This is a genomic window from Cystobacter fuscus DSM 2262 (genome assembly GCF_000335475.2).
Taxonomy (GTDB): domain Bacteria; phylum Myxococcota; class Myxococcia; order Myxococcales; family Myxococcaceae; genus Cystobacter; species Cystobacter fuscus.
Map to the genome: position 1 here is coordinate 87,074 of NZ_ANAH02000007.1, position 20,363 is coordinate 107,436.

The following is a 20,363-nucleotide window of genomic DNA, read 5'->3' on the forward strand; positions in this document are numbered from 1 at the left end:
CCTGGCGAGGCTGCGCTGATGCGCGGGCTGTCATTGTCCCTGATAATCCTGATTTCATCCAGCAATTAATGCTTAACCGGAATATCTGGGATGGCCGTGGGCGGTATTGTCGCCGGACAGCGTCAGGACCTCGGACGCGCTGAGCGCTCGGTTGTAGAGCGCGAACTCGCGGGACTGGCCGGTGAAGAACTTGTCGGCGTTGTACAACGACCTGCCCAAACAGTTGGACACCTTTCCCTACAAAACGCCCGGGGCCGCCTCAGCCCGGCCAATTGGGGAACTGGAAGCTGCGCGGCGGCCCCGCCAAGGCCGTGGGCTTGCCGAAGTTCGGGTTCACGGCCTCCGCCGTCGGCGGGATGAATCCGTCGTATCCGCCGAAGTTCTCTCGTGTTGAAGAGATTGAAGCACTCCGCTTACGGAGTGTCGGGCCCGGCAAACGGATAATCCGTATACCCGCGGGCATCACCGCCGTAGTAGGTCGCGCGGTCGGGCGTGGCCAGTGGGAAGCCACGCCGGAAACGCTCAACCAGATCTGGGTTGGCGATGTAAGGCTGGCCGAAGGCCGCCAGGTCTGTGAGCCCGCGTTCGATCAGCGCCGTCGCGCGAGTCCGCGACAATCCGCCGGCAAGGATGACGGTGCCACCAAATGCGGTCTTCAAGTCGCGCATCAGCTCGTCGGAAAGAAGAGGGACACCGTCATTCAGAAGATAGCCGAGGTCGTGCAGATGCAGATAGGCGGCGCCACGCTTGCCCAACTCTTCGGCGAGATAGCGATAGGTCTCACCATTTTCCGGATACTCCGGCATGTCGAAGATCGTGCTGTGTGGCGACAGCCTGATCCCTACCCTGTCCGCACCGATCCGAGCGGCGATAGCATCGACGACATCGAGCACGAAGCGCGCCCGCCCCTCGAGCGATCCGCCGTAACGATCGGTACGGAGATTGACGTGAGGGTTGAGGAATTGTTCGAACAGATATCCGGTCGCCGCGTGCACCTCGATACCATCGAAGCCCGCGGTCCGGGCATGTTCCGCGGCATTCGCGAAATCCTCCACGACCCTGACGACCTCATCCACGGCCAATGCACGGGGCGGAGTGGGATCGGCCCGGCCCGCGGTGCCGTCCTCAAGATAGACAAAGGCGGTGTTCATCGGGTGAGTCGTGACCGCGACAGCACTGGCGCTGACGGGCTGGCCCCCGCCCGGCTGTACGGACTTGTGCGACATCCTCCCGACATGCCATAACTGCGAGAAAATCCTGCCACCCTTCTCGTGCACGGCACGAGTCACCTTGGACCAACCCGCGACCTGTTGCTCAGACCAGATGCCCGGCACCGAGATAGAGCCCTGCGCTTCCGGCGAGATCGTTGTTCCCTCGGCCACGATCAGCCCCGCCGTCGCCCGCTGGGCATAATAGAGCGCGGTTTGTTCGTTGGCGATATTGTCAGGATTTCGGGCGCGGGTCATTGGCGCCATGACGATCCGGTTGTTCAGGTGGATGCGACCCAGGTCATAAGGGGCGAACAAATTCATGAACTCACCTCGCTTCAAACGGCATTCAAATACAAATCGTATAGCAGGGCCCCCATGACAGGCGTCAATGACGCACTTGAAGACAACTAGGTATACGAAAGGAAACCACCTTGATTGACGATGACCAGAAGGTGTTCGACTTGGAATGTCCCAACCGCTATATCCTCGATCAGATCGCGGACAAGTGGTCGGTCTTGATCCTGGCCGTGCTGTTCGACGAGCCGACGCGATTCAACGCCTTGAAGAGACGATTGAAAGGGGTCACGCAGAAGGCACTCACCGATGCGCTGAGGCGGCTGGAGCGCAATGGCCTCGTGGCGCGCCGGGTGCTCACCGGCTCGCCGATCGCCGTCGAATACTCGGTGACGCCACTCGGCCGGACATTGGGAGAGCCCTTCCTGGCGTTGTACCGCTGGACCATCGAGCATCACGACGATGTAGGCCGGGCGCGGGCCCACTTTGACGCGAGAGTGGACACGGAGGGACGGCGCGCCTCGGGAGGCTGATCGTGGGCGAGTATCCGCCCATGACCCCTTTGCACCTCCTCCCTCCGTCCCTCGAGCCGCTAGATGACCCGAGGGGTCATCGTTTCGTGTGCAGTGCTCGAAGGGTCGCGTCGAGCGCGTCGATCAGGAACGCGAAGCTCTCGTCGACCGACGCGGGGAGCGCGAATCCCCCGCTCCGCTCCAGGTCCACGAATCCGTGGAGCGCGGCGCGCACGAACCGGATGCGGTCGGTGTCGTCTTCCGCCACGCCGTAGCCCGACAGCGCCGCGACGACCGAGGCGACGGCGTCGGAAGCCGCCGCTTCCCAATCGGCACTGCTCACGGCGCGTTCACGCTCCTCCGAGGCCCCGCGCTCACTCCAGCAGGGAGCGAACGACGAAGGTCGCATACACGGGCGGTGCATTGCCGAGCTGGCCGAAGGCGTTGTCGCCCCAGGACCACACGGAGCCATCGTCGCGCACCGCCAGCGAGAAGGCACCACCCGCGGCCACGGCCACCACCCCGCTCAAGCCCTGCACCCGCGTGGGCGCGAGGCGTCTGTCCAGGGTGCCCTCCCCCAACTGTCCCCGGGCATTCTGGCCCCAGGCCCACACGCCCCCCTCGGGGCTCAGCGCCAGCGAGTGGCCATTGCCCGCGGCCACGGCCACCACCTCGCCCGCCCCCTGCACCCGCATCGGCATCGGGCGAGAGGTCGTGGAACCATCCCCCAGCTGTCCGGAGGAGTTGTTGCCCCAGGCCCACGGGAAGCCGTCGGAGCCCACCGCCAACGAGAGGCCCTGGGCCGCCGCCACGGCCTTGGCCGCGGCCTTCACTTCCACGGGCGCCGGGCGACTGGTCAGGGTGCCATCCCCGAGTTGGCCCTTGACGTTCTCCCCCCAGGCCCAGGCGGTGCCGTCGGAGCGCACCGCCAACGAGTGGTTGCCGCCCGCGGCCACGGCCACCACCCCTTCCAGCCCCTTCACCGCCACCGGCTCGTAGCGGTAGGTGGTGGTGCCATCGCCCAACTGGCCGTTCAGGTTGTAACCCCAGGTCCACACGGTGCCATCGGCGAGCAGCGCCAGCGAGTGACTGCTGCCCGCGGCCACGGCCACCACCCCTCGCAGCCCTCGCACCTGTGCGGGCACGGAGTGGCTGGCCCGGGTGCCATCCCCGAGTTGGCCAAAGGTGTTGTCACCCCACGCCAACACGGTGCCATCGGCGAGCAGCGCCAGCGAGTGACTGCTGCCCGCGGCCACGGCCACCACCTCTTTCAGCCCATCCACCCGCACGGGAGCCGGGCTGTTGCGCGTGGAGCCATCCCCCAGTTCGCCATGGCTGTTGTGGCCCCAGGCCCACGCGGAGCCATCGGCGCTCACCGCCAGCGAGTGGAAGACGTTCGCGGCCACGCCCACCACTCCGCTCACCCCAGGCACCCGCGTCGGCGCGGAGAGCTGGCCCGTGGTCCCATCCCCCCGCTGGCCCTCCACGTTGGAGCCCCAGGCCCACACGGTGCCGTCGTCGCGCACCGCCAGCGAGTGGTTGCTGCCCGCGGCCACCGCCCCCACACCTTCCAGCCCTGGCACCCGCCCCGGCTCGGAGTTGTCGACCATGAAGCCATTGCCGAGCTGGCCATGGCCGTTGGAGCCCCAGGCCCACACGGTGCCGTCGTCGCGCACCGCCAGCGAGTGGTTGTCGCCAGCGGCCATGGCCACGCTCCCGCGCACTTCCGGGACCCGCCCTGGAATCGACAGCAACGGTGTGGTTCTGGCAATGCCCAGCTGGCCATGGCTGTTGTCCCCCCAGGCCCACACGGTGCCATCGGCGCTCACCGCCAGCGAGTGGTTGGCGCCAGCGGACACGGTCACCCCTCCGGTCACCCGGAGCACCTGCACCGGCTCGGAAGAGTTGAACTCGCCCCTGTTGCCCAGCTGGCCATAGAGGTTGTCACCCCAGGCCCACAGGATGCCGTCGGAGCGTACCGCCAGCGAGTGAGCCCCGCCCGCCGCCACGGCCACCACCCCGCTCGAGCCTCGCACTCGCACCGGCTCGGCACGGTTGTCGAAGGACCCGTCCCCCAACTGGCCGGAGGAATTGTTGCCCCAGGCCCACACGGTGCCGTCGGCGCTCACCGCCAGCGAGTGATACCCGCCCGCCGCCACGGCCACCACCCCACTCAAGCCCCGCACTCGCACCGGCTCGGCGCGGTTGTCGAAGGACCCGTCCCCCAACTGGCCGGAGGAATTGTTGCCCCAGGCCCACACGGTGCCGTCGGAGTGCACCGCCAGCGAGTGGCCCCCACCGGCGGCCACGGTCACCACCCCGCTCAAGCCCAGCACCCGCACCGGTACCCGGCGAAGGCTCGTGGTCCCATCTCCCAACTGGCCGACGGAGTTGCCGCCCACGGCCCAGACCGTGCCATCCTGGTGCACGGACAGGGAATGAGAACCTCCCGTCGCGATACGGGCCGGCGCCCGCGCCGCCCCCAGTGAAGAGGCGCGCATCCCCTGCTCACCTGAAGCGCCTCCAGACCGACCACAGCCGGCCAACAGCAAGACGCCAAGCCAGACACCCAACAGTCCATTCATGCACCACCTCGTGCTGCTTTGCATTCGAGGCCTCCAGGTTGAAGCGGTCTCCAGGGACGGAAAAGACGGCCACGTCCTAGATGAAATCGATTATCAAAGTCAATTTCACAAAAGCACCGCACCTGGGCCCGGCACGAATTCCAGGCGGATGGTGAAGCGAGGTGGTGAAAATCTTCCGCGAGCGGACGAGGCATCGAAGCCCAGCCAACCTGCCTGAGTGCATGGTTCCTGGCGTGGAGAAGACCCTCGCGGGCACGGACAGCCCCCGCCGCAGGAGGTGTCAGTGGAGTTGGAGGTGGCACCCCTGCCGTGCTGGGAAGGACTGGGGGAGGTACGATGCCCGCTGAAGGAACGAGGCGACGCGAGCCGTCTGGGCTTACCAGTCGTGCTAGAGTTCGTCCCAGAAAGCGGAGTCGGCCAAGAAGAGGCCGCATCTTGCTAGAATGATCTCGTTCTCCAACGCGGACTGAAGCTGCTGGTACAAAAGTGGGTCATCGGGGAATTGCTCTGAAGCTTCGCGCGCAAGCACCGGTTCTTTACAGAGTTCCTCGAACTTCGCGGCGTCACGCCCTGCCTCGGCGCGAATCGCCTTGATTTTCGCGGAGAACCACACAGCACTCTCAACGGTTTTCATTACGGAGTGCCGGGACTCGGCCGAGCAGCCAGTAGTTCGTCAAAGTCTGGCGGGGACACAGGCACAGGCTTCTTGACCGCTTTCGTCTCATCCGCGGCCCAGATTCCAGGCTCCCTTGTTGGAGGAAGTACTCGCGAGTTTGGCGAGCGGTCGATGGGTGCGATTTGCTCGCCCGGCTGGCCCACCATGGGTGCTCCCGCTCCCGCGGGGACGTACCGGGGAACAGGCACTGGGATGGACGGACAAGGCCACCCCGGGCGCCGCCTGTTGAAGGGCGTGGCGTGGGCACCGATGAAGCTGAAGGGGTGCCGTTTCAAGGGCAGCTTCAGCGGAAACGACTTCGGTTTCCGCGCGGACCTGTTCGACAGGGAGAAGGCTGGTGGGGTCGAGGACTGCGACTTCTCAGAGGCCCGCCTCAATGGCTGCCGGTTCTTCAACTGCGACATAAGCACCATTCGACTGCCGCTCTGGCCGTGCTTCAGCTTCATGAACCCTCTCGGGCATGCCGCAAAGCTGGTGTAGAGCCGTACTCGGCCACTGCATTCTGGCGCCCCCGCTCGGAGTCACGACCTGGTGATGCAGCAGATGGGGCAGTCCCCGCTGCTCGGCGAGCTGCACCGGGTACTGCGCCACCGGCTCATGGGACGGCCTACGGCTCGGTGAGGGTGAGCGCCAGCTGGCGCAGCTCGTGGCCGTTGACGGGCTTACGCAGCTCCTTGAGCAGCGGGGTCTCGCCGAACTCCTCGACAATCTCCTCCCAGGAGTAGTCGGAGTAGGCCGAGCAGAGCACCACCCGCTGCGAGGGGTGCACCTTCCACAGCTCCCGCAGCGTCTCCACGCCATTGCCGCCGGGCGGCATCCGGTAGTCCAGGAAGACCAACGCGTAGGGGCGACCCGCCGCCACGGCCTCCCGTACCCTGGCCACCCCCTCCTGTCCCTGGAAGGCCGACTCCACCTCGAACTCCGGACCGGCGGGCCGCGCACGAGCGGGGGGCGCGCCAAAGAGGGCCGTCCGCAGCGATGCGAGCTGCTCCGGGCTCCCGCCTCGCTCCGGACAGAGGAGCCGCCGGAAGTCCTGGTGGATGGCCGCGGAGTCATCGATGACCAGGATCCGCCGCTTGTCACTCATGCCGCCTCCGGGGGTGTGCAGGGCAGTTCCAGGGTGAAGGTGGCGCCGCGCCCGGGACCGTCGCTGTGCGCCGTCAGCGTGCCGCCCAGTTCCTGGGCCGCCAGCGCACTGGAGTGCAGGCCGAAGCCGTGGCCCTCCTCCCGGGTGGTGAAGCCGTGCTGGAAGATGCGTGTGAGCAGCTCCGGCGCGATGCCCACCCCGTTGTCGCTCACCTCGATGCGGACGCGGTCGGCCGTGGGCGCCTCCACCCGCAGCGTCAGGCACCGCTGCTCCGCGGGCGCCGCATCCAGGGCGTACTTGGAGTTACTGATGAGGTTGACCAGGATCATCAACACCTTGTGCTTGTCGGTCAGCAGCTGGGGCACGGGGGACAGGTGCCGCACCACCCGCACCTCATGACGGGTGAGCCCCGCCGAGTTGATGCGCAAGGCATCCTCCAACAGCTCCACCAGGTGGGCCGGCTCGTTGAGCCGGGGTGTCCGGGTGTAGTTCTGCTGCAGCTTCACGATGGTGCCGATGTGCTCGGTGTACCGGCCCACCTCGTCGAGCAGCGACACGGCCTCATGGGTTTCCTTGCGCAGGTGCTGTCCCAGCCCGCTCAGGAAGGGCATGACATTCCGGCCGCGCTCGTCCTGGGTGAGGAAGGTGGCGAGGTCATCGCGCCGCTCCTCGAGCAGGGTGGCCAGGTGGCCGACGTCGTCCACCTGGAGGCCCACCAGCCGCTCCTTGGCCAGCATGGCCGAGGTGTGGACGCTGTTGAGCACGTTGCCCACGTTGTGCAGCACGCTGGTGGCGACCTCCGCCCGGCCCGCCTGCCGTGCCACCTGCACCAGTTGCCGGTGGACGTCCTTGAGCTCCCGGGTGCGCTCGTCCACCCGCTGCTCCAGCCCCTCGTTGGCCTGTCGCAAGGCCTCCTCGCGCCGCTGGACCTCGTCGGCCATGAGGCCGAAGGACCAGGCCAGCTGTCCCAGCTCGTCCTGACGCCGGGTGTCCAGCTGGACCTGGAAGTTCCCGGTGGCGATCCGTTCGGTGGCGTGGGTGAAATCCAGCAGGGGGCGGGAGATCTGCTCCCGCAGCACCCAGGACATGATGGCCAGTTCCAACACCAGCGACGCCAGGCCGAACACCAGCACGTAGCGCGCCGCCAGGAGGGCGGGCATGGTGAGCTCCTTCTCGGGGAGCACCGTGACGAAGTTCCAGCCCGTGCCCCCCAGCCGGATCGTGGCGAGGAATTCGCCGTGTTCCGGCAGCTCCAGCACGCTCTGGGCGGACGCGCGTGCCATCACCCGCTCGAAGATGTGCCGCAGGTGGGCCCGCTGCTCCGGGGAGCCGAACTGGGTGGAGCCCCCGGACAACGAGACGTCGCGGATGTTGTAGGCCTCGGTGCCATCCAGCTTCAGCTCGGGATGGGTGATGAGCTGACCATCGTCGCGGAAGATGACGTTGTACGAGCCGGGCAGGTGGCCTTTGGCGGTGCGGGCCATCAGCTCATTCAGGAGGATGTCATGGCCGATGGTGGCCACATGACGGCCCTCCACATCCAATGGGGTGGAGGCCGTGACCATCCAGACCTTCGAGACCGAGTCCAGGAAGGCGCCGGACCAGGCCGTCCTCCGCTGGGGGTTGTTCTGGGGAAGGCTGTTGGTGAAGTAATCGAAGGTGTAGAGCGGAAAGTCGGGCTCGGTGTCCTGAGTATAGGTGGGGCGCTCCGGCCACAGGGTCACGAACGCTCCCTCCGGCATCATGATGTAGATGTCCGCGACGCGGGTCAGCAGGAGCGGCCCGTGCTGGACGAGCACGTCGTACGCCGCCACGAGCCGCTGGCGGAGTTCCGCGTTGGGGGACACGCCGCGGAACACCATGAACCCCGGCATCTTCGTGCCATCGAAGCCCTCGGGGCGGCTGCGGATCGTCCCGTCGGGGAGCTGGACGGTCAGGCGCGCGAAGCGGGAGGCCGCCTCCTCCTGGCTCAAGGACTGGATGCGCTCCTGGAGGGCCTTCTTGAGGAAGGCATGGTGGTCCTCCGCCAGGAGGAAGATGGACTCCTCGCGGTGGCCGCGCTCGACGACCGACCGCTCCAGCTGAAGGAGGGACTGGTCGCGCAGCGTCTTGAACAGGTGCAGGTAGCTGAAGAGCGTGCTCAGGGCGATGACCAACGCGATGCGCATCCCCATCTTGAGGAGCGTCGCGCGGGCCAGGGAGGCACGAGGGCGGGAAGGAATCGAGTTCGGCATGGAGCGCGCTCAACGGGCTGGAGCGTGAATCCACGCACGGACCCACCGCAAACACCAGGGCGGGGGGGGACGGAGGCTGCCCGCCCGGAAGCTCATGCCACCGCGCTGGAAGGCGCATCGGCGGGGGCCGCTGGCAGCAGGACGCGGAAGGTCGCCCCCTGGCCCGGCTGGCTCTCCACGGAGAGCTCGCCGCCGAACCCGGTGATGAGGCCGTGGCAGATGAACAGGCCCAGCCCGGTGCCCACGCCCGGCGGCTTGGTGGTGAAGAAGGGCTCGAAGATGCGGCCCAGGTCCTCGGGGGCGATGCCGTGGCCATTGTCCTGGACCTCCGCCCACACCCGGCCATCCGCGAGCAGGCCCGTGGCCACGCGGATGCGGGGCTCGGCGGGCCCTTTCGCCACGGCATGGAGGGCGTTGATGATGAGGTTGAGGAAGACCTGCCCCAGCCCATGCTCGTCGGCGAGAACGGGCGGCACCGGACACCGCGCCCACTCGACCCGGAGCCCCGGCACCTGGGTGAGGTTCGCCATGGCGAGGGCATCCTCCAGCACCGTGTCCAGCGCCACCGGCGCGTCGGGGAAGCTCCTGCCGCGGGAGAACCCCCGCACGTCCTGGACCAGCCGTTGGATGCGCTCGCAGCCCTGGAGCGCATCGTGGCAGGACTCCTGGAGTTCCTCCACGTCTCGCGGGGGTTGGGTGGCGGCCAGCGCCTTCAGCTCCCCTCGAACGTGGTGGAGGTTGGCGATGATGAAGCTGAGGGGGTTGTTGACCTCGTGCGCCAGCCCGGCGGCGAGCCGCCCCAGCGCTTCCAGCTTCTGGGCCTGGACGAGCTTGAACTCCAGCCGCCTGCGCTCCTCCGTCTCCCGCCGCAGCTGGGCGTTGGCCTGCTCCAGCTCCGCCAACCGCCTGCGCTCGCGCCGCAGCAGCTCCCACTTCTCGGCGAGCGCGTGGGCCATCTGCCGCACCTCCATACTCCTGAAGGGCTTGTGGAGGATGAGCAACCGTTGGCTGATGCCCAGCCGCTGCACCACCTCCTCCCAGGAGTAATCCGTGTACGCCGAGCAGAGGACGACCTGGAGGTCCGGGTCCTCCCGCCAGAGGCGCTCGGTGGTCTCCACGCCGTCCATTCCCGGCGGCATGCGGACGTCGACGAAGGCCAGGGCGTACGGCCGCCCCTCCTTCAGTGCGGCCTTCACGCGCCGCAGACCCTCCTCTCCCTGGAAGGCGGAGTCCACCTCGAAGCGATACCCCTTGGGCCGGGGTGGAGGCATGCCGAAGAGCGAGGCCCTCAACTCCGCGAGTGACGCGCCGCCCTCGCTCTCGGCGAGCAGCCGGTGGAAGTCCTGGTGAATCGACGGAGTGTCATCGATGACCAGGACACGCGGCGCGGGCACGGCTGAGAGACTCATGGTGTACACCCCCCCACCTGCCCCCTCTTCCGAGTCCCCTATCCGCATCCAAAACCGCGGAAATGCCTATCAATTCTCGAGAACAGATAGGTGAGACACGCGACCAATGTGGGCAGTCCAATTTCAAATCACATACTAAACAGGATTCTCAGACAAAGATATATCCCTGGCCGACAACGCCCCCAGCACGCCGGTTTCAATGTTGAGTAGGAGATGTTCCGCGAGTGGACCGGCGCCGCGCGGGCCTCACGCCGCGGCGGAGGCCGAAGCGGAGACGGGCTCGCCCGCCGCCGGCAACCCCATGACGAAGCGGGCGCCGCCCTCGGAGCGGTTCTCCGCATGCAGCGCGCCCTCGGCGTATAGGCGGGAGAGAAGCCAGGTGGAGGGTGAGGGCTGGAGCGCAGGAGCCGAGGAGGGCCGCTGACGGGGCCAGCAAGGCCGCGCGCCGCGCCGGTACACGGGACGGTACAACCCCTTGGGGCACACCCCTGCCCTGGCCGCCCTCGCTTGAGCAGAGCGGCAGGCAGCTGGGGCGTGCACAGCGGCCGCGCCAGGCCACCGCGTAGCGGTCCCCTAGCGCCGCCAACTCCGCGCGTTGAAGCTCCGCGGCGGAGAGCACGCCGCCCAGCGGGTCAGGCAGGTCGCGGGTCGCCATGGCGGCGGCCACCACGGTGCCGCGGTAGCCGAGATCGAGCGCGGCGCGCGCCGTGGCCGACACGCACATATGCGTCATGAAGCCGACGATGATCAGCTCCGGCCGGCCGATGGCCTTCAGTCGGTCGTGCAGGGGTGTGCCAGCAAAGGAGTTGGGCAGGCCCTTGGTCACCACCACCTCGCCGTCGATGGGGGCGACGGCGGGAACGAAGGCGCTGCCCGGCCCCCGCGGATCGAACAGGCCGCCGGGCGTGGGTGCGCCACGTGGACCACCGGCACGCCGCGACGGCGGGCCAGTTCGAGCAGGCGGGCGGCCTCCGCCACCGCGGCGTCGACGCCGGCTCGACCACCCCTCCACCGCTACGCGATCCGCGTGCTGGCGGAGCCCAAGGGCCTGCTCGGCGGGGTCGACCAGGCGACGCGGGTCCTCCGCCGCGACACCGAGGCGCTGATCGGCGTGTCAGCGGACTTCGATTCAGACTCCGAAATACCTCTGGCGAAGTAGAACCTGCCAACCCTTCCAGCTATTAGTTCCCATGACCCCGTCGACAGGCCCGGTGTAGCCGGACTCAAATGCAGGCCCTCCTTGCATCTGGCAATAAACCGTCTTGTTTGGAAGAGACGATTGGCCAGGAGGATCATATACGTGTGCCGTGCAGTATGAAGTCCATGTATTGAGCTGGTGGACCTCCCCTCCCTGGTGGGCGTCTCCAACGGCCTCGGAAGGGGTGGTGCCAGGACTCGTGTCTTCCCCCTCCTGTGCAGGCGCATCCGGAGCGATGGACGAGGGCTGCGCACCACTCTCGATAGAACCACTGACTTGCTCGGGACCACCACAACCCATGGCAAGGACCGTTCCGAGCACGGACAGACACGTCACATAGAGACTTCAGCGCCCAACCTGTCCAAGGCCGTGACTGCCTCGCGCCGCGGTGTCTCCACCAACTTCCCTGGGCAGGCGGCGAGTGCTGGCGGACGTGAACGAGGCGGGAGGGATGCGAGCGATTCTGGAGCACCTGGGCCTGCCCCCGGCAGGTGCGAGGCGAGCCCCGGCGCGCGAGCCCCCAGGCCGCGTGGTCTACGTCGACAACGGAGACCGCGAACGCCTACTTCTTGTCGGCGCCCGAGCCCGACCCGGCCGAGAAGGGGGACCGTTCCGGTTTTCAGACCGTATGCCGGAGAGCGCGAGGCGCAGCAACCGGCTCGCGGTGGTCGGATCGTCTTCGGTGGCGACGGCGATCGCGTTCGCCAAGAGCATCAGGTCCTCCGCGGTGGCGCCGGCGTGAAGCGCGCCCACGGACGAGGCTCGTGCCACCAGAACCTCCAACACGTCGAGCAGCATGCCGGTGCTGCAGAGCTCTTCTGGCGAGAGGCCATCCGGGCCGGCCAGCAGCGCAGCGGCAAGCCCGCGGTGGGTCGCGGTGTAAACCGTCACCTCCTCGAGCCATGCAGCCAGCTCCGCGCTGGGGTCCTCGCCCGGCTGCGCGGCTGCCCGTTCACAGAGCTGCGCGACGCCGACGCGGAATACCGCCTCCAACAGCGCCCGCCGCGACGGGAAGTGTCGGTGCAGGGTCGCGGAGCCCACCCCCGCCCGCCGCGCGATCTCCTCGAGCGACGCCCGCGCGCCATCCCTGCCGACCAGCTCCGCGGCGGCGGCGACGATCCGCTCCCGGTTGCGTCGGCCGTCCGCTCGCAACGTCTTCACACGATCCACGGTGCTCCTCTTCTCGACAAACGGGGTGGTCCTCCGTATCTTGCCACCGAAGTCTAAACGGGGTGACCCCCCACTTACAGGAGACCAGCATGAGCAGCAGTGCTCCCGTTCTCGTAACCGCCGCCACGGGGCGACAAGGCGGCGCCACCGCATGGGCGCTGCTGGCCGAAGGCAACACATCGGTGCGGGTGATGGTGCGCAGCCCGGACGCGCCGAACGCGAAGGCCCTCGCGGCAGCCGGCGCCGAGGTGGTCGTCGGGGATCTCGACGATCCGCGGTCACTGCGCGCCGCCTGCGCCGGGGCACGGGCGGTGTTCTCGATGCAGTCGCCCATCGTCTCCGCGACCGGCGTTGACTACAGCAAGGAGCGCGAGCAGGGGAAAAACCTCGTCGAGGCCGCGTTGGCCGAAGGCGTCGGCACGTTCGTGCACACCGCGACGTCGGGCGTCGGCGACCACCGTAACGTCGAGGGCTGGGCCGAGGGTCGCTGGAAGTCCCACGAGGACTACTGGGAGAACAAGCTCGCTACCTGCGAACTCGTGCGCAACGCCGGCTTCGACCACTGGACCATCATCCTGCCCGCCACCTTCATGGACCACCCCATGATCGATCCCGCCGGCTTCGCCGACGGGCGCCGGCTGGTCACGGTGATCAGGACCGATCGGCCCATCGGGCTCATCGCCCCGGAGGACATCGGCAAGGCAGCCGCGGCGGCGATCAACGATCCCGTCAGGTTCAAAGGTGTGACGCTGCAGCTCGCCGGCGACCTGCTCACGATTCCCCAGATCGCCGAGATCCTCTCGCGCCTCGACGGCAAGGAGTACGTAGTGCAGTCGGGCACGGTCGAGGAGGCCGTCGCCGCCGGCCTGCATCCCGGCGTGGCGCAGGGCATGACGTACATGAACGTCGCCCCGGTGCTGGCACGGCCCGAGCTCGCGCGCTCCTACGGTCTCTCGCCCATGAGCTTCGAGACGTGGGCTCGCCAGCAGCGAAGGATGGCCTGACCGAAGCCCGAGGAGGGTGTCAAAGAGTTGGATGACCGGCAGCTGGCGGCCATCCCTGCCTCGAGCGAGTGGACTGAGCGGAGCTACCGAGGAAGACGTTCGACTTCGACGTGTTCGCCTGCGTGAGCTGTGGAGGCAGGCGGAGTGTATTGGCGTACCGCCGCCGGCAGCTCCAGCGTGAACGTGGAGCCCGCATCCGGCTGGCTCTCGACGGAGAGCTTCCCACCATGTGCCTCCACGTGATGTTTCACGAGATGGAGGCCGATGCCCAGCCCTCCGTAATGCCGGTCCGACACTCCGCGCGAGAACCGATCGAAGATGCCAGCCACCTCGCTCTCCGACATCCCGAGGCCGTGGTCGCGCACCACCAGGCGCACCGACGTCGCTCCCGGCACCACGCTTACCTCGACGGGCCTCCTCTGCCCAAACTTCAGCGCGTTGTGCACCAGTTGGAGCACCGCCTGCTCGAGCCGGCGCTGGTCCCACTCCCCCAGGGCTGGACCTTGCAGTTTCCGGACGAGCTGACAGCCGCTGGCGTCGATCTGCTCCCGCATCGACTCGAGGACACCCTCCACCACCGTGCACAGGTCCACTCGCTTGCGGTGCAGCTCCAACGGCTGGTCCGAGCTGAGACTGGAGGCGTCGAGGAGCTGATCGACCAACTGTCCGAGCCGCCGGGTCTGATGCTCCGCGGCGGTGAGTTCCCGGACGAGCCAGGCCGGGTCCAGGGCGGACGTGGTCCGAGCGCACTTGCGCAGGATGCTCTGCAGGCGCAGCCGGAGCGGCAGGAGGGGGGTGCGCAGCTCGTGCGCGGCCAAGGACACGAAGACGTCCCGCAGGCGGTTTGCGTCCTGTGCATCGCGATAGAGGCGCGCGTTGTCGATGGCGATGGCGGCCCGGCGCCCGAGCTCGCTCACGAACACGATGTCGGTGGAGCTGTATGCAAGGCCAGGGTTCGCCGAGGCGAGGGTGAGCACACCGATCATCTTCCCGCGGAGGGCGAGTGGGATGGCCATCGCCGTATGTGTGCCGAGTTCCCGGATCAGCCGTACGTTCTCATCGTCGGCGCTGTAGTTCCGAATGACGTCGTCGGTGGTCCGAGGCAACAGGAGAGGCTCGCCCGTGCGGAGCACCTGAGCCGCGGGCTGAGGCGAGCGGTTGTGGGGTGAATAACGCTCCGCGAGCTCACCGAGGAGTCTCAGCTTTGATGGATCCCGATGCGCGGAACCCTGGCGCCGAAGCGTGTTGTCCTCGACGACGTCGAGCACGCACCAGTCCGCCAGCGACTGCACGCACAGCCGCGGCAGCGCGGAGAGGCTCTCCTCGTAGTCAAGCGAGGCCGACAGGGACTCGGATGCAGCGGCGAGAAACCTGGCGCGCTGCTCCGCCTGCTGAGCGGCGGCGCGCGCCTGCCGCTCCTTGACGACGACTACCGCCAGGATCAGCACGAACAGGTTGAGGAACGAGATGTAGAGCTGCAGGTTCAAGATGCGTGTGCCGACGGTCATGCTCAGCATCGCGAAGGGCCCGCGCTCGTGAACCGTGTGCCAGGTCGCCATCAGATCGAGGATGACCGTGGCAGCCGTCGCGCCTCGCGCTCCGAGACGCAGGGCTGGCCATGCGATCAAGGGGAGAAGGAGAAAAGGAAGCGCCGCGTCGAACTCACGTGGCTGCGTGGAGGCGAACACCCACCATCCCACGGTCATCAGCAACGCGAGCAAGGCCAGGGCTTCGACAGCGCGACCGAAGCGAGGGCTCGCGGGCTCCGTCCAGACCAGGAAGAAGGGAGTGAGGAGAATCACCCCAAGGGCGTCGCTGGTCCACCACGTGGCCACTTTCGTCCAGTACGAGCCGGCCTCCAACCACGTGACGTTGGCAGCCGCCGCGATGAGCGCGCATGGGAATGCGCCGACCCCAGCGGCCAGCAAGGCCAGGCGGATGATGTCCTCGGCGTGACTGAACACGAAAGGGTGGCCCGACGGCTGGCGTAACAGCCAGGCCCCGAGGAGAGGCAGCAGAGCGGAGACCAGCGCCCAAGCCACGATGATGGAGAGTGGGAAGCCATGCCATGAGCCGATCCACACATCTGCTCCAAAGATGGCAAGCAGGTAGGCGGGCCAATGAGAGCGGGGCGTGCGGAGAAACCAGGCAAGAGCCAGGCCGCTGGGCAGCCAGAATATGGCGTTCCGAGGGGGGAAGATGAAAGCCTGGTTGAGCTTCCCGAGGGCGCAGTAGGCCACGAAGAGAGCAGCGCAGCCGAGGAACAAGTTGAGCGCTTGCCGCGTCGCCGGCGACCACCCCGAGCGCCAACGGCGCAGGTTGCTTGCAATCATGACTCCCCCGAACCCGCGCGCGGGCGCATGCTGGAACGATGGCTTCATCCCATTATCCGCGCCAGGGAGCACCTCATCCTCGGCCAGGTGCCGAGCGTGAGTGAGTTCTGAGCCGACCCTTCACGGTGGCGGCTTCGTTCTGGATGAGGAAGGCGATGAAACAAAGAAGCCGGAGGTGCTCCGGCCATTCTCGAAGGCTCGCGCAGATTCCGCTCTCGGGTTCGCCCTCTCCGAGGACCCCGGACAGCTCCACGAGGCGCTTGCGGCAGTGGACGACAGACCGTCGGGTGCCCATCAGGGACGCCAGCACCCGGCGCCTTCCTCCACACTCCTGACCGCTGCCGCAGGTGCCACGCTCGCCTGGGCCCGCGTACTGGTGCGCGCCTTGCCGCACTGACGCATCCGTTCGGTGCACTGGCCCGCTTCGTGGTAGTGGGGCGCTCGACAATGGACTCCCACCACGGCGCCGTCACGCTTCAGATCAACCTCGCGCCCACCGACCTGCCCCACGCGCGCCACATCCTGCCGCACCAATTGCGGCAGCTCGCGGCCTCCGTGGACGAGGTGCTGCTCGTGCTGGACCTGCACCGCAGCAAGGGCCATCGCTTCGCCGCGGCATGGGAGGAGCGCCGCCCGGGGATGGAAGCCCTGCTCGCGGAGCTGTGCGCGCGCTACCCGCGAGCGAAGGTACGCGAGGTGGACTACTCGCCCGCCACCGCCTCCGCCATGGCCGAGCGCTTCTTCGGCGGAAGGCCCGTGCCCCTCAAGGACTCGCGCGGCGGGCCGTACTATTCGTACATGTACGGGCTGCACGCGGCGGCGCACGACCACGTCTTCCACCTCGACGCGGACATCCTCCTGGGAGGCGGCTCGCCCACCTGGGTGTCCGAGGCCGTGCGGCTGCTGGCCTCGCGGCCGGAGATCCTCTATTGCGCGCCCCACCCCGGCCCCCCAGCGGCCGACGGGCGCCTGCGCATCCACCTGCGCGGTGGCATCGAGCCCGCTCCCTCCGTGCCCTCCGGATTCCTGATGCGGCGCTTCAGCACCCGCGTCTTCCTGATGGACCGGCGCAGGCTCCTCGAGCGGCTCGTGCCCCTGAAGCGCAAGCTGGCTCCCCCCATCCATCTGCTGCGGGCGCTGCGCGCGGGCAATCCCCCCTACCGAGAGCCGGAGAACATCCTCACCCGGGCCATGGAGCGCGAGGACCTGCGGCGACTCGACTTCCTGGGCCAGTCGCCGGGGCTGTGGAGCCTGCACCCGAAGTGGCGCTCCAAGGAGTTCTACGACGCGCTCCCCGAGATCATCCGCCGGGTGGAGACGGGCGATATGCCCGAGGCCCAACGCGGCGACGACGACCTCAATGACAGCCTCGTGGATTGGACGAGCGCCCGGGCCGCGCTGCGCCAGCGCAAGCCCTGACGTTCAGGGCCTCGCCCCCCGCTCCCTGGGAAGCCACCCACACGACCGGGACGAAGACGAATGTAGCGGCTTCAGGCTGGCGTGAAGCCCTGGCCGAGCAACGCCACCCGCCGGCCCTCGGCATCGCGCGCCACGTCCAGCACCATCACCGTGTGGCCCGGACTGCCACCCAGCACGAATTGCTGGGGCCGGCGCGCAGAGTGTTCCAGTGGTTCAACTGGACGAAGCGCTGGAGCAAACGGTGAAGCGAGGACGTGGCGGGTGAGGGGCGCTTCGCACGGGAATGGGCCGAGCCGGTGGAACTGGAGCTGGCGCGACTGCCGTGCTGGGAAAGACTGAAGGAGGAGCAGAGGCAGCGTGCGGTACGGGGGATGGTGGAGCAAGTGGAAGCCAAGGCTCGAACCCGGGGCACGCCTGTGCTGGGGGCGCGAGCCGTGAAGGCGCAGCACCCGCATACCCGGCCCGAGCACCTCAAGAGGAGCCCGAGGCCGTTGGGCCATGCCGCCACGCGGCAGGCATTGAAGGTGCTACGCGAGCAGTATCGGGCCTTCGTCGCGGCATTTCGAGAGGCGGCGGCGCGGTGGAGTCGGGGGGATTTCCTGGCCTGCTTTCCTCCCTTCGCCTTCCCGCCGCGTGTCGCTCCTGCTCAAGTTCTTTGACACCCTCTCGGGCTCGGGCAGCTCGCGAAGGCCTGGAGGGTAGGAGATGGACATGGCCGAGACATAGCCCACGCGTCGCCCGTAATGCATCGGTACTCATCGATGGAGCGTGTCCTGGCGGAAGACGATCTTCCCCTGCCTCAACACCAGGCGCACGTTGGCGAGCGCCTCGATGTCCCGGGACGGGTCTCCGTCGATGACCACCACATCCGCATCCAGTCCCGGCGCGAGCCGACCAGTCCGCGCTTCCTGGCCAAACTGTGTCGCGGGGTTCGTCGTCAGGCTCGCCAGGATGTCCCGCGGGTCGAGCCCCGCTCCCCGCAGCAGCACGTACTCGCGCCGTGGATCGTCGTCGGTCATGTAGCCTACGTCCGTGCCGAAGAGGATGCGGCCTCCGAGCCGGGCGTGGTTGCGGACCTGCTCGGCTCCCGCCTGGGTGAAGCGCTCGAGCACGATGGGATCCTCGTTGGCGCGTTTCAGCTCCCACTCGAACAGGGCGAGCGTCGGCACCAGCGCCACCTTCCGGCGCACCATGGCCTCGTGGAGTGAGTCCGATAGCGGACCGGCCATCGGCGCCGTGTGCACCACCACGTCCACGCCTCCCTCCACGGCCGCGCTCAGTCCCGCCGCGTTCGTCGGGTGCGCGAAAACGGGCTTGCCGTGCGCATGAGCCTCCTCGGTCACCGCCTGCACGATGGCGAGCGGCATCACCGGATAGGGTGGGTGTGCCGTGAGGGAGCCGGTGAAGAGCTTGATGGCATCCGTGCCGCCCCCGAGCTGCTCCTTCACGATCGCCCTGGCCTGCTCCGGCGTCCGGAGCTCCGGCAGCTTCACCGGAACGTACCGAGGTGTGCCATCCACCGGGGCCAGTGGAACACCCGCGGTGATGATGCTGGGACCCATCAGCTCGCCGGCCTCGATGCGCCGCCGCAGGGCCAGCGTCGCCTCCGGGAACGAGCCGGTATCGACGACGTGGACGAAGCCGTGGCGCAGCAGCATGTCCCGGAGGTGTTGCTCGAGCTCGGACGCGGGCAGGGTCGCCGCGCCCTGTCCCCATGGCTCGGTGAAGTGGACATGGCTGTTCCAGAACCCGGCCAACAGCGTCTGGCCCGAGGTGTCGAGGACGGTCGCCCCCGCTGGAATCTCCACCTCCGCCCGAGGCCCCACCGCGGAAATCCGTCCCGATGAGATCAGCACGACCCCATCCGCGATGGGAGTCGCCTCGGGGGACGGGTAGACCGTGCCGCCAACGAGCGCCAGGGTGGGCAGTTCTGAGTCCGTGACCCTCCCAGAACTGGCTGGCGTCCTGCACCCCATGAGACCCAGCACTCCGGCGACGAACAACACCTTCCAATCCATGCGCTCCTGCCCTCCGAAGTCAATGCTCCGTCCTCCGTACGTCCACGGGGACGGGTCATTTCCTGCGAGGACCGAGCGTCCCGCCGGAGGGCCCGCCTCCGGTCCCGAGAGCAACACCGCCGAGAGGAGCGCGCCCAGCTCCGGAGACCCTCCCACGAGCGCTCTCACGCCCCCGAGCGTGGGCAGGACGAAGCGCCTCGGCTCCTCCATCCGCGCGGCGAGCACGAGTGTACGGGCCGCCAGGACCGCCTCCATCACCTCGTCGGCCTCTCCTCCCAGCCGCGCCACACAGCCACGAGTGAGTCTCACCAGCAGCGGGGCCACCTCCGCGCTTCCTCCGATCAGCCCCAGGGCCTCGTCGAGCAGCCGCGCCTGCAAGTCCTCCTCGTACCTCGACTGGCGGGGCGCCACGGGTATCTCTGCCTCCGGCACCTCTTCGAGCGCCTCATCCGGAGGCGGAGGCGGTTCCACCGGGTACAGCACCGGTGGGGGCTCCATCTGGAAGCGCCTCCCCGACGTCAGCGGAACGATGTCGATCAGGGAATCGCTCCGCGCCCTCACCCACTCCTCGATGGACGAGCGGCGCGCGGGGAAGACGAAGGCCCCGATGTGGTGGATGGCTCGGGGATGGGAGCCATCGAGGAAGAGCGGCCGTCCGGCGAGCAACTCGTAGAGGAGCAGCCCGAGGCGGAAGACGTCACCGCGAGTAGGGTGCTCAGCGCTTCTCCCTCCACGAACTCCAGCACCCGGCAGGGCCGCTCTCCGCTCGCGCCCAAGTATAGGACGGACAGGAGCCCTGTTGAGAGGAGGCGGCCTGGAGCGCAGGTGGCGAGGAGGGCCGCTGACGGGGGCCCGCCCGAGCAGTGCGCCAGGCGGGTGGAGAAGCCGCGTTGCCCCTTGGGGTACACGCCGGCCCAGGCCGCCCTCCCATGAGCTGCGCGGCAGGGGCCTGGCTCTGTTGGCGCTGGCGGCTTGAGCGGGCAACGGCCTGTTCAATACGTTGGGCAACCTGATGGCCGAGCCGCGCGGGCCTGCTGTTCATCGACTTCGCGGGGGGCGGCCTGCTCTATGTGGCCGTGCACGTGGCCATCGACTGGGACCACCCGGCGCAGCGGCTGCGATGCACCGTGCTGCGAGCGCGTCGCACGACGGGCGGCTGGCCGTTCCGCAGCGGGCCCGCGCAGGTGTCTCCCTTTCTGCGGTAACCCGACGG

17 protein-coding genes are annotated in these 20,363 nt (G+C 68.1%); 4 read left to right on the forward strand and 13 right to left on the reverse strand.

Features of this window, described 5'->3' with window-relative positions; genetic code table 11:
* Positions 1 to 72: 72 nt before the first annotated feature.
* Both D187_RS55020 and D187_RS12620 read right to left on the reverse strand, forming a co-directional pair.
* Entirely contained in the window at positions 73 to 219 is a 147-nt protein-coding gene (locus D187_RS55020) for a hypothetical protein (protein ID WP_155893329.1), read from the reverse strand.
* 194 nt (positions 220 to 413) lie between these two features.
* Entirely contained in the window at positions 414 to 1,532 is a 1,119-nt protein-coding gene (locus tag D187_RS12620; RefSeq protein WP_043429574.1) for an alkene reductase, read from the reverse strand.
* Positions 1,533 to 1,642: 110 nt separating this feature from the next.
* Between D187_RS12620 and D187_RS12625 the strand changes: the two genes are divergently transcribed.
* Entirely contained in the window at positions 1,643 to 2,038 is a 396-nt protein-coding gene (locus tag D187_RS12625) for a winged helix-turn-helix transcriptional regulator (protein WP_002623313.1), read from the forward strand.
* Between the two features lie 76 nt (positions 2,039 to 2,114).
* Here the strand turns inward: D187_RS12625 and D187_RS12630 are convergent, their stop codons facing one another.
* From D187_RS12630 to D187_RS12640, 3 genes are all read right to left on the reverse strand, one after another.
* Positions 2,115 to 2,360, reverse strand: coding sequence for a TetR-like C-terminal domain-containing protein (locus D187_RS12630; protein WP_002623311.1), 246 nt, complete (start codon positions 2,358 to 2,360; stop codon positions 2,115 to 2,117).
* A 31-nt stretch (positions 2,361 to 2,391) separates the two neighbouring features.
* Positions 2,392 to 4,626 (reverse strand): RCC1 domain-containing protein, encoded by a 2,235-nt coding sequence (locus tag D187_RS12635; protein ID WP_043429578.1) that lies wholly within the window; start codon positions 4,624 to 4,626, stop codon positions 2,392 to 2,394.
* Positions 4,627 to 4,990: 364 nt separating this feature from the next.
* The gene (locus D187_RS12640; protein WP_155893331.1) at positions 4,991 to 5,236 is read right to left on the reverse strand and encodes a hypothetical protein; all 246 of its coding nucleotides are present in this window, start codon (positions 5,234 to 5,236) and stop codon (positions 4,991 to 4,993) included.
* A 234-nt stretch (positions 5,237 to 5,470) separates the two neighbouring features.
* On the opposite strand from D187_RS12640, the gene D187_RS12645 reads away from it, so the two are divergent.
* A complete protein-coding gene (locus D187_RS12645) occupies positions 5,471 to 5,758 on the forward strand; it encodes a pentapeptide repeat-containing protein (protein ID WP_002623305.1) in 288 nt (95 codons plus the stop codon).
* Positions 5,759 to 5,885: 127 nt separating this feature from the next.
* Here the strand turns inward: D187_RS12645 and D187_RS12650 are convergent, their stop codons facing one another.
* The 5 genes from D187_RS12650 to D187_RS12670 form a co-directional block, all read right to left on the reverse strand.
* The gene (locus tag D187_RS12650; protein WP_002623304.1) at positions 5,886 to 6,365 is read right to left on the reverse strand and encodes a response regulator; all 480 of its coding nucleotides are present in this window, start codon (positions 6,363 to 6,365) and stop codon (positions 5,886 to 5,888) included.
* Positions 6,362 to 8,599 (reverse strand): ATP-binding protein, encoded by a 2,238-nt coding sequence (locus tag D187_RS12655; protein ID WP_245591697.1) that lies wholly within the window; start codon positions 8,597 to 8,599, stop codon positions 6,362 to 6,364. Before D187_RS12655 ends, D187_RS12650 begins: the two co-directional genes overlap by 4 nt.
* A 92-nt stretch (positions 8,600 to 8,691) precedes the next feature.
* The gene (locus D187_RS12660) at positions 8,692 to 10,008 is read right to left on the reverse strand and encodes a hybrid sensor histidine kinase/response regulator (protein ID WP_043429760.1); all 1,317 of its coding nucleotides are present in this window, start codon (positions 10,006 to 10,008) and stop codon (positions 8,692 to 8,694) included.
* A gap of 196 nt (positions 10,009 to 10,204) precedes the next feature.
* A complete protein-coding gene (locus tag D187_RS59185; protein ID WP_076606151.1) occupies positions 10,205 to 11,020 on the reverse strand; it encodes an isochorismatase family protein in 816 nt (271 codons plus the stop codon).
* A gap of 720 nt (positions 11,021 to 11,740) precedes the next feature.
* Positions 11,741 to 12,376 carry a TetR/AcrR family transcriptional regulator gene (locus tag D187_RS12670; protein ID WP_081713669.1) on the reverse strand — a complete coding sequence of 212 codons (636 nt, stop codon included), beginning with the start codon at positions 12,374 to 12,376 and terminating at the stop codon, positions 11,741 to 11,743.
* An 89-nt stretch (positions 12,377 to 12,465) separates the two neighbouring features.
* On the opposite strand from D187_RS12670, the gene D187_RS12675 reads away from it, so the two are divergent.
* Complete coding sequence (locus D187_RS12675) at positions 12,466 to 13,380, forward strand: NmrA family NAD(P)-binding protein (protein WP_002623293.1); 915 nt, start codon at positions 12,466 to 12,468, stop codon at positions 13,378 to 13,380.
* A gap of 83 nt (positions 13,381 to 13,463) precedes the next feature.
* Here D187_RS12675 and D187_RS49810 read toward each other — a convergent pair whose 3' ends face one another.
* A complete protein-coding gene (locus D187_RS49810; protein ID WP_051256334.1) occupies positions 13,464 to 15,761 on the reverse strand; it encodes a sensor histidine kinase in 2,298 nt (765 codons plus the stop codon).
* Between the two features lie 399 nt (positions 15,762 to 16,160).
* Here D187_RS49810 and D187_RS12685 point away from each other — a divergent pair, with 399 nt between their 5' ends.
* The gene (locus D187_RS12685; RefSeq protein ID WP_002623289.1) at positions 16,161 to 17,132 is read left to right on the forward strand and encodes a hypothetical protein; all 972 of its coding nucleotides are present in this window, start codon (positions 16,161 to 16,163) and stop codon (positions 17,130 to 17,132) included.
* Positions 17,133 to 17,203: 71 nt separating this feature from the next.
* On the opposite strand, the gene D187_RS55030 is transcribed toward D187_RS12685, so the two are convergent.
* Positions 17,204 to 17,308: a DUF4846 domain-containing protein gene (locus D187_RS55030; protein ID WP_438356947.1), complete on the reverse strand. Its 105-nt coding sequence runs from the start codon at positions 17,306 to 17,308 to the stop codon at positions 17,204 to 17,206.
* Between the two features lie 579 nt (positions 17,309 to 17,887).
* Positions 17,888 to 19,816, reverse strand: a complete 1,929-nt coding sequence (locus D187_RS53780) for an amidohydrolase family protein (protein ID WP_020917986.1) — start codon at positions 19,814 to 19,816, stop codon at positions 17,888 to 17,890.
* Positions 19,817 to 20,363: the final 547 nt, after the last annotated feature.

Coding starts and splice junctions, on each gene's coding strand:
- D187_RS12620 (WP_043429574.1), bottom strand. CDS start 1,532: ATGAATTTGTTCGCCCCTTATGACCTGGGTCGCATCCACCTGAACAAC.
- D187_RS12635 (WP_043429578.1), bottom strand. CDS start 4,626: ATGCAAAGCAGCACGAGGTGGTGCATGAATGGACTGTTGGGTGTCTGG.
- D187_RS12640 (WP_155893331.1), bottom strand. CDS start 5,236: ATGAAAACCGTTGAGAGTGCTGTGTGGTTCTCCGCGAAAATCAAGGCG.
- D187_RS12645 (WP_002623305.1), top strand. CDS start 5,471: ATGGACGGACAAGGCCACCCCGGGCGCCGCCTGTTGAAGGGCGTGGCG.
- D187_RS12650 (WP_002623304.1), bottom strand. CDS start 6,365: ATGAGTGACAAGCGGCGGATCCTGGTCATCGATGACTCCGCGGCCATC.
- D187_RS12655 (WP_245591697.1), bottom strand. CDS start 8,599: ATGCCGAACTCGATTCCTTCCCGCCCTCGTGCCTCCCTGGCCCGCGCG.
- D187_RS12660 (WP_043429760.1), bottom strand. CDS start 10,008: ATGAGTCTCTCAGCCGTGCCCGCGCCGCGTGTCCTGGTCATCGATGAC.
- D187_RS12675 (WP_002623293.1), top strand. CDS start 12,466: ATGAGCAGCAGTGCTCCCGTTCTCGTAACCGCCGCCACGGGGCGACAA.
- D187_RS49810 (WP_051256334.1), bottom strand. CDS start 15,761: ATGAAGCCATCGTTCCAGCATGCGCCCGCGCGCGGGTTCGGGGGAGTC.
- D187_RS12685 (WP_002623289.1), top strand. CDS start 16,161: ATGGACTCCCACCACGGCGCCGTCACGCTTCAGATCAACCTCGCGCCC.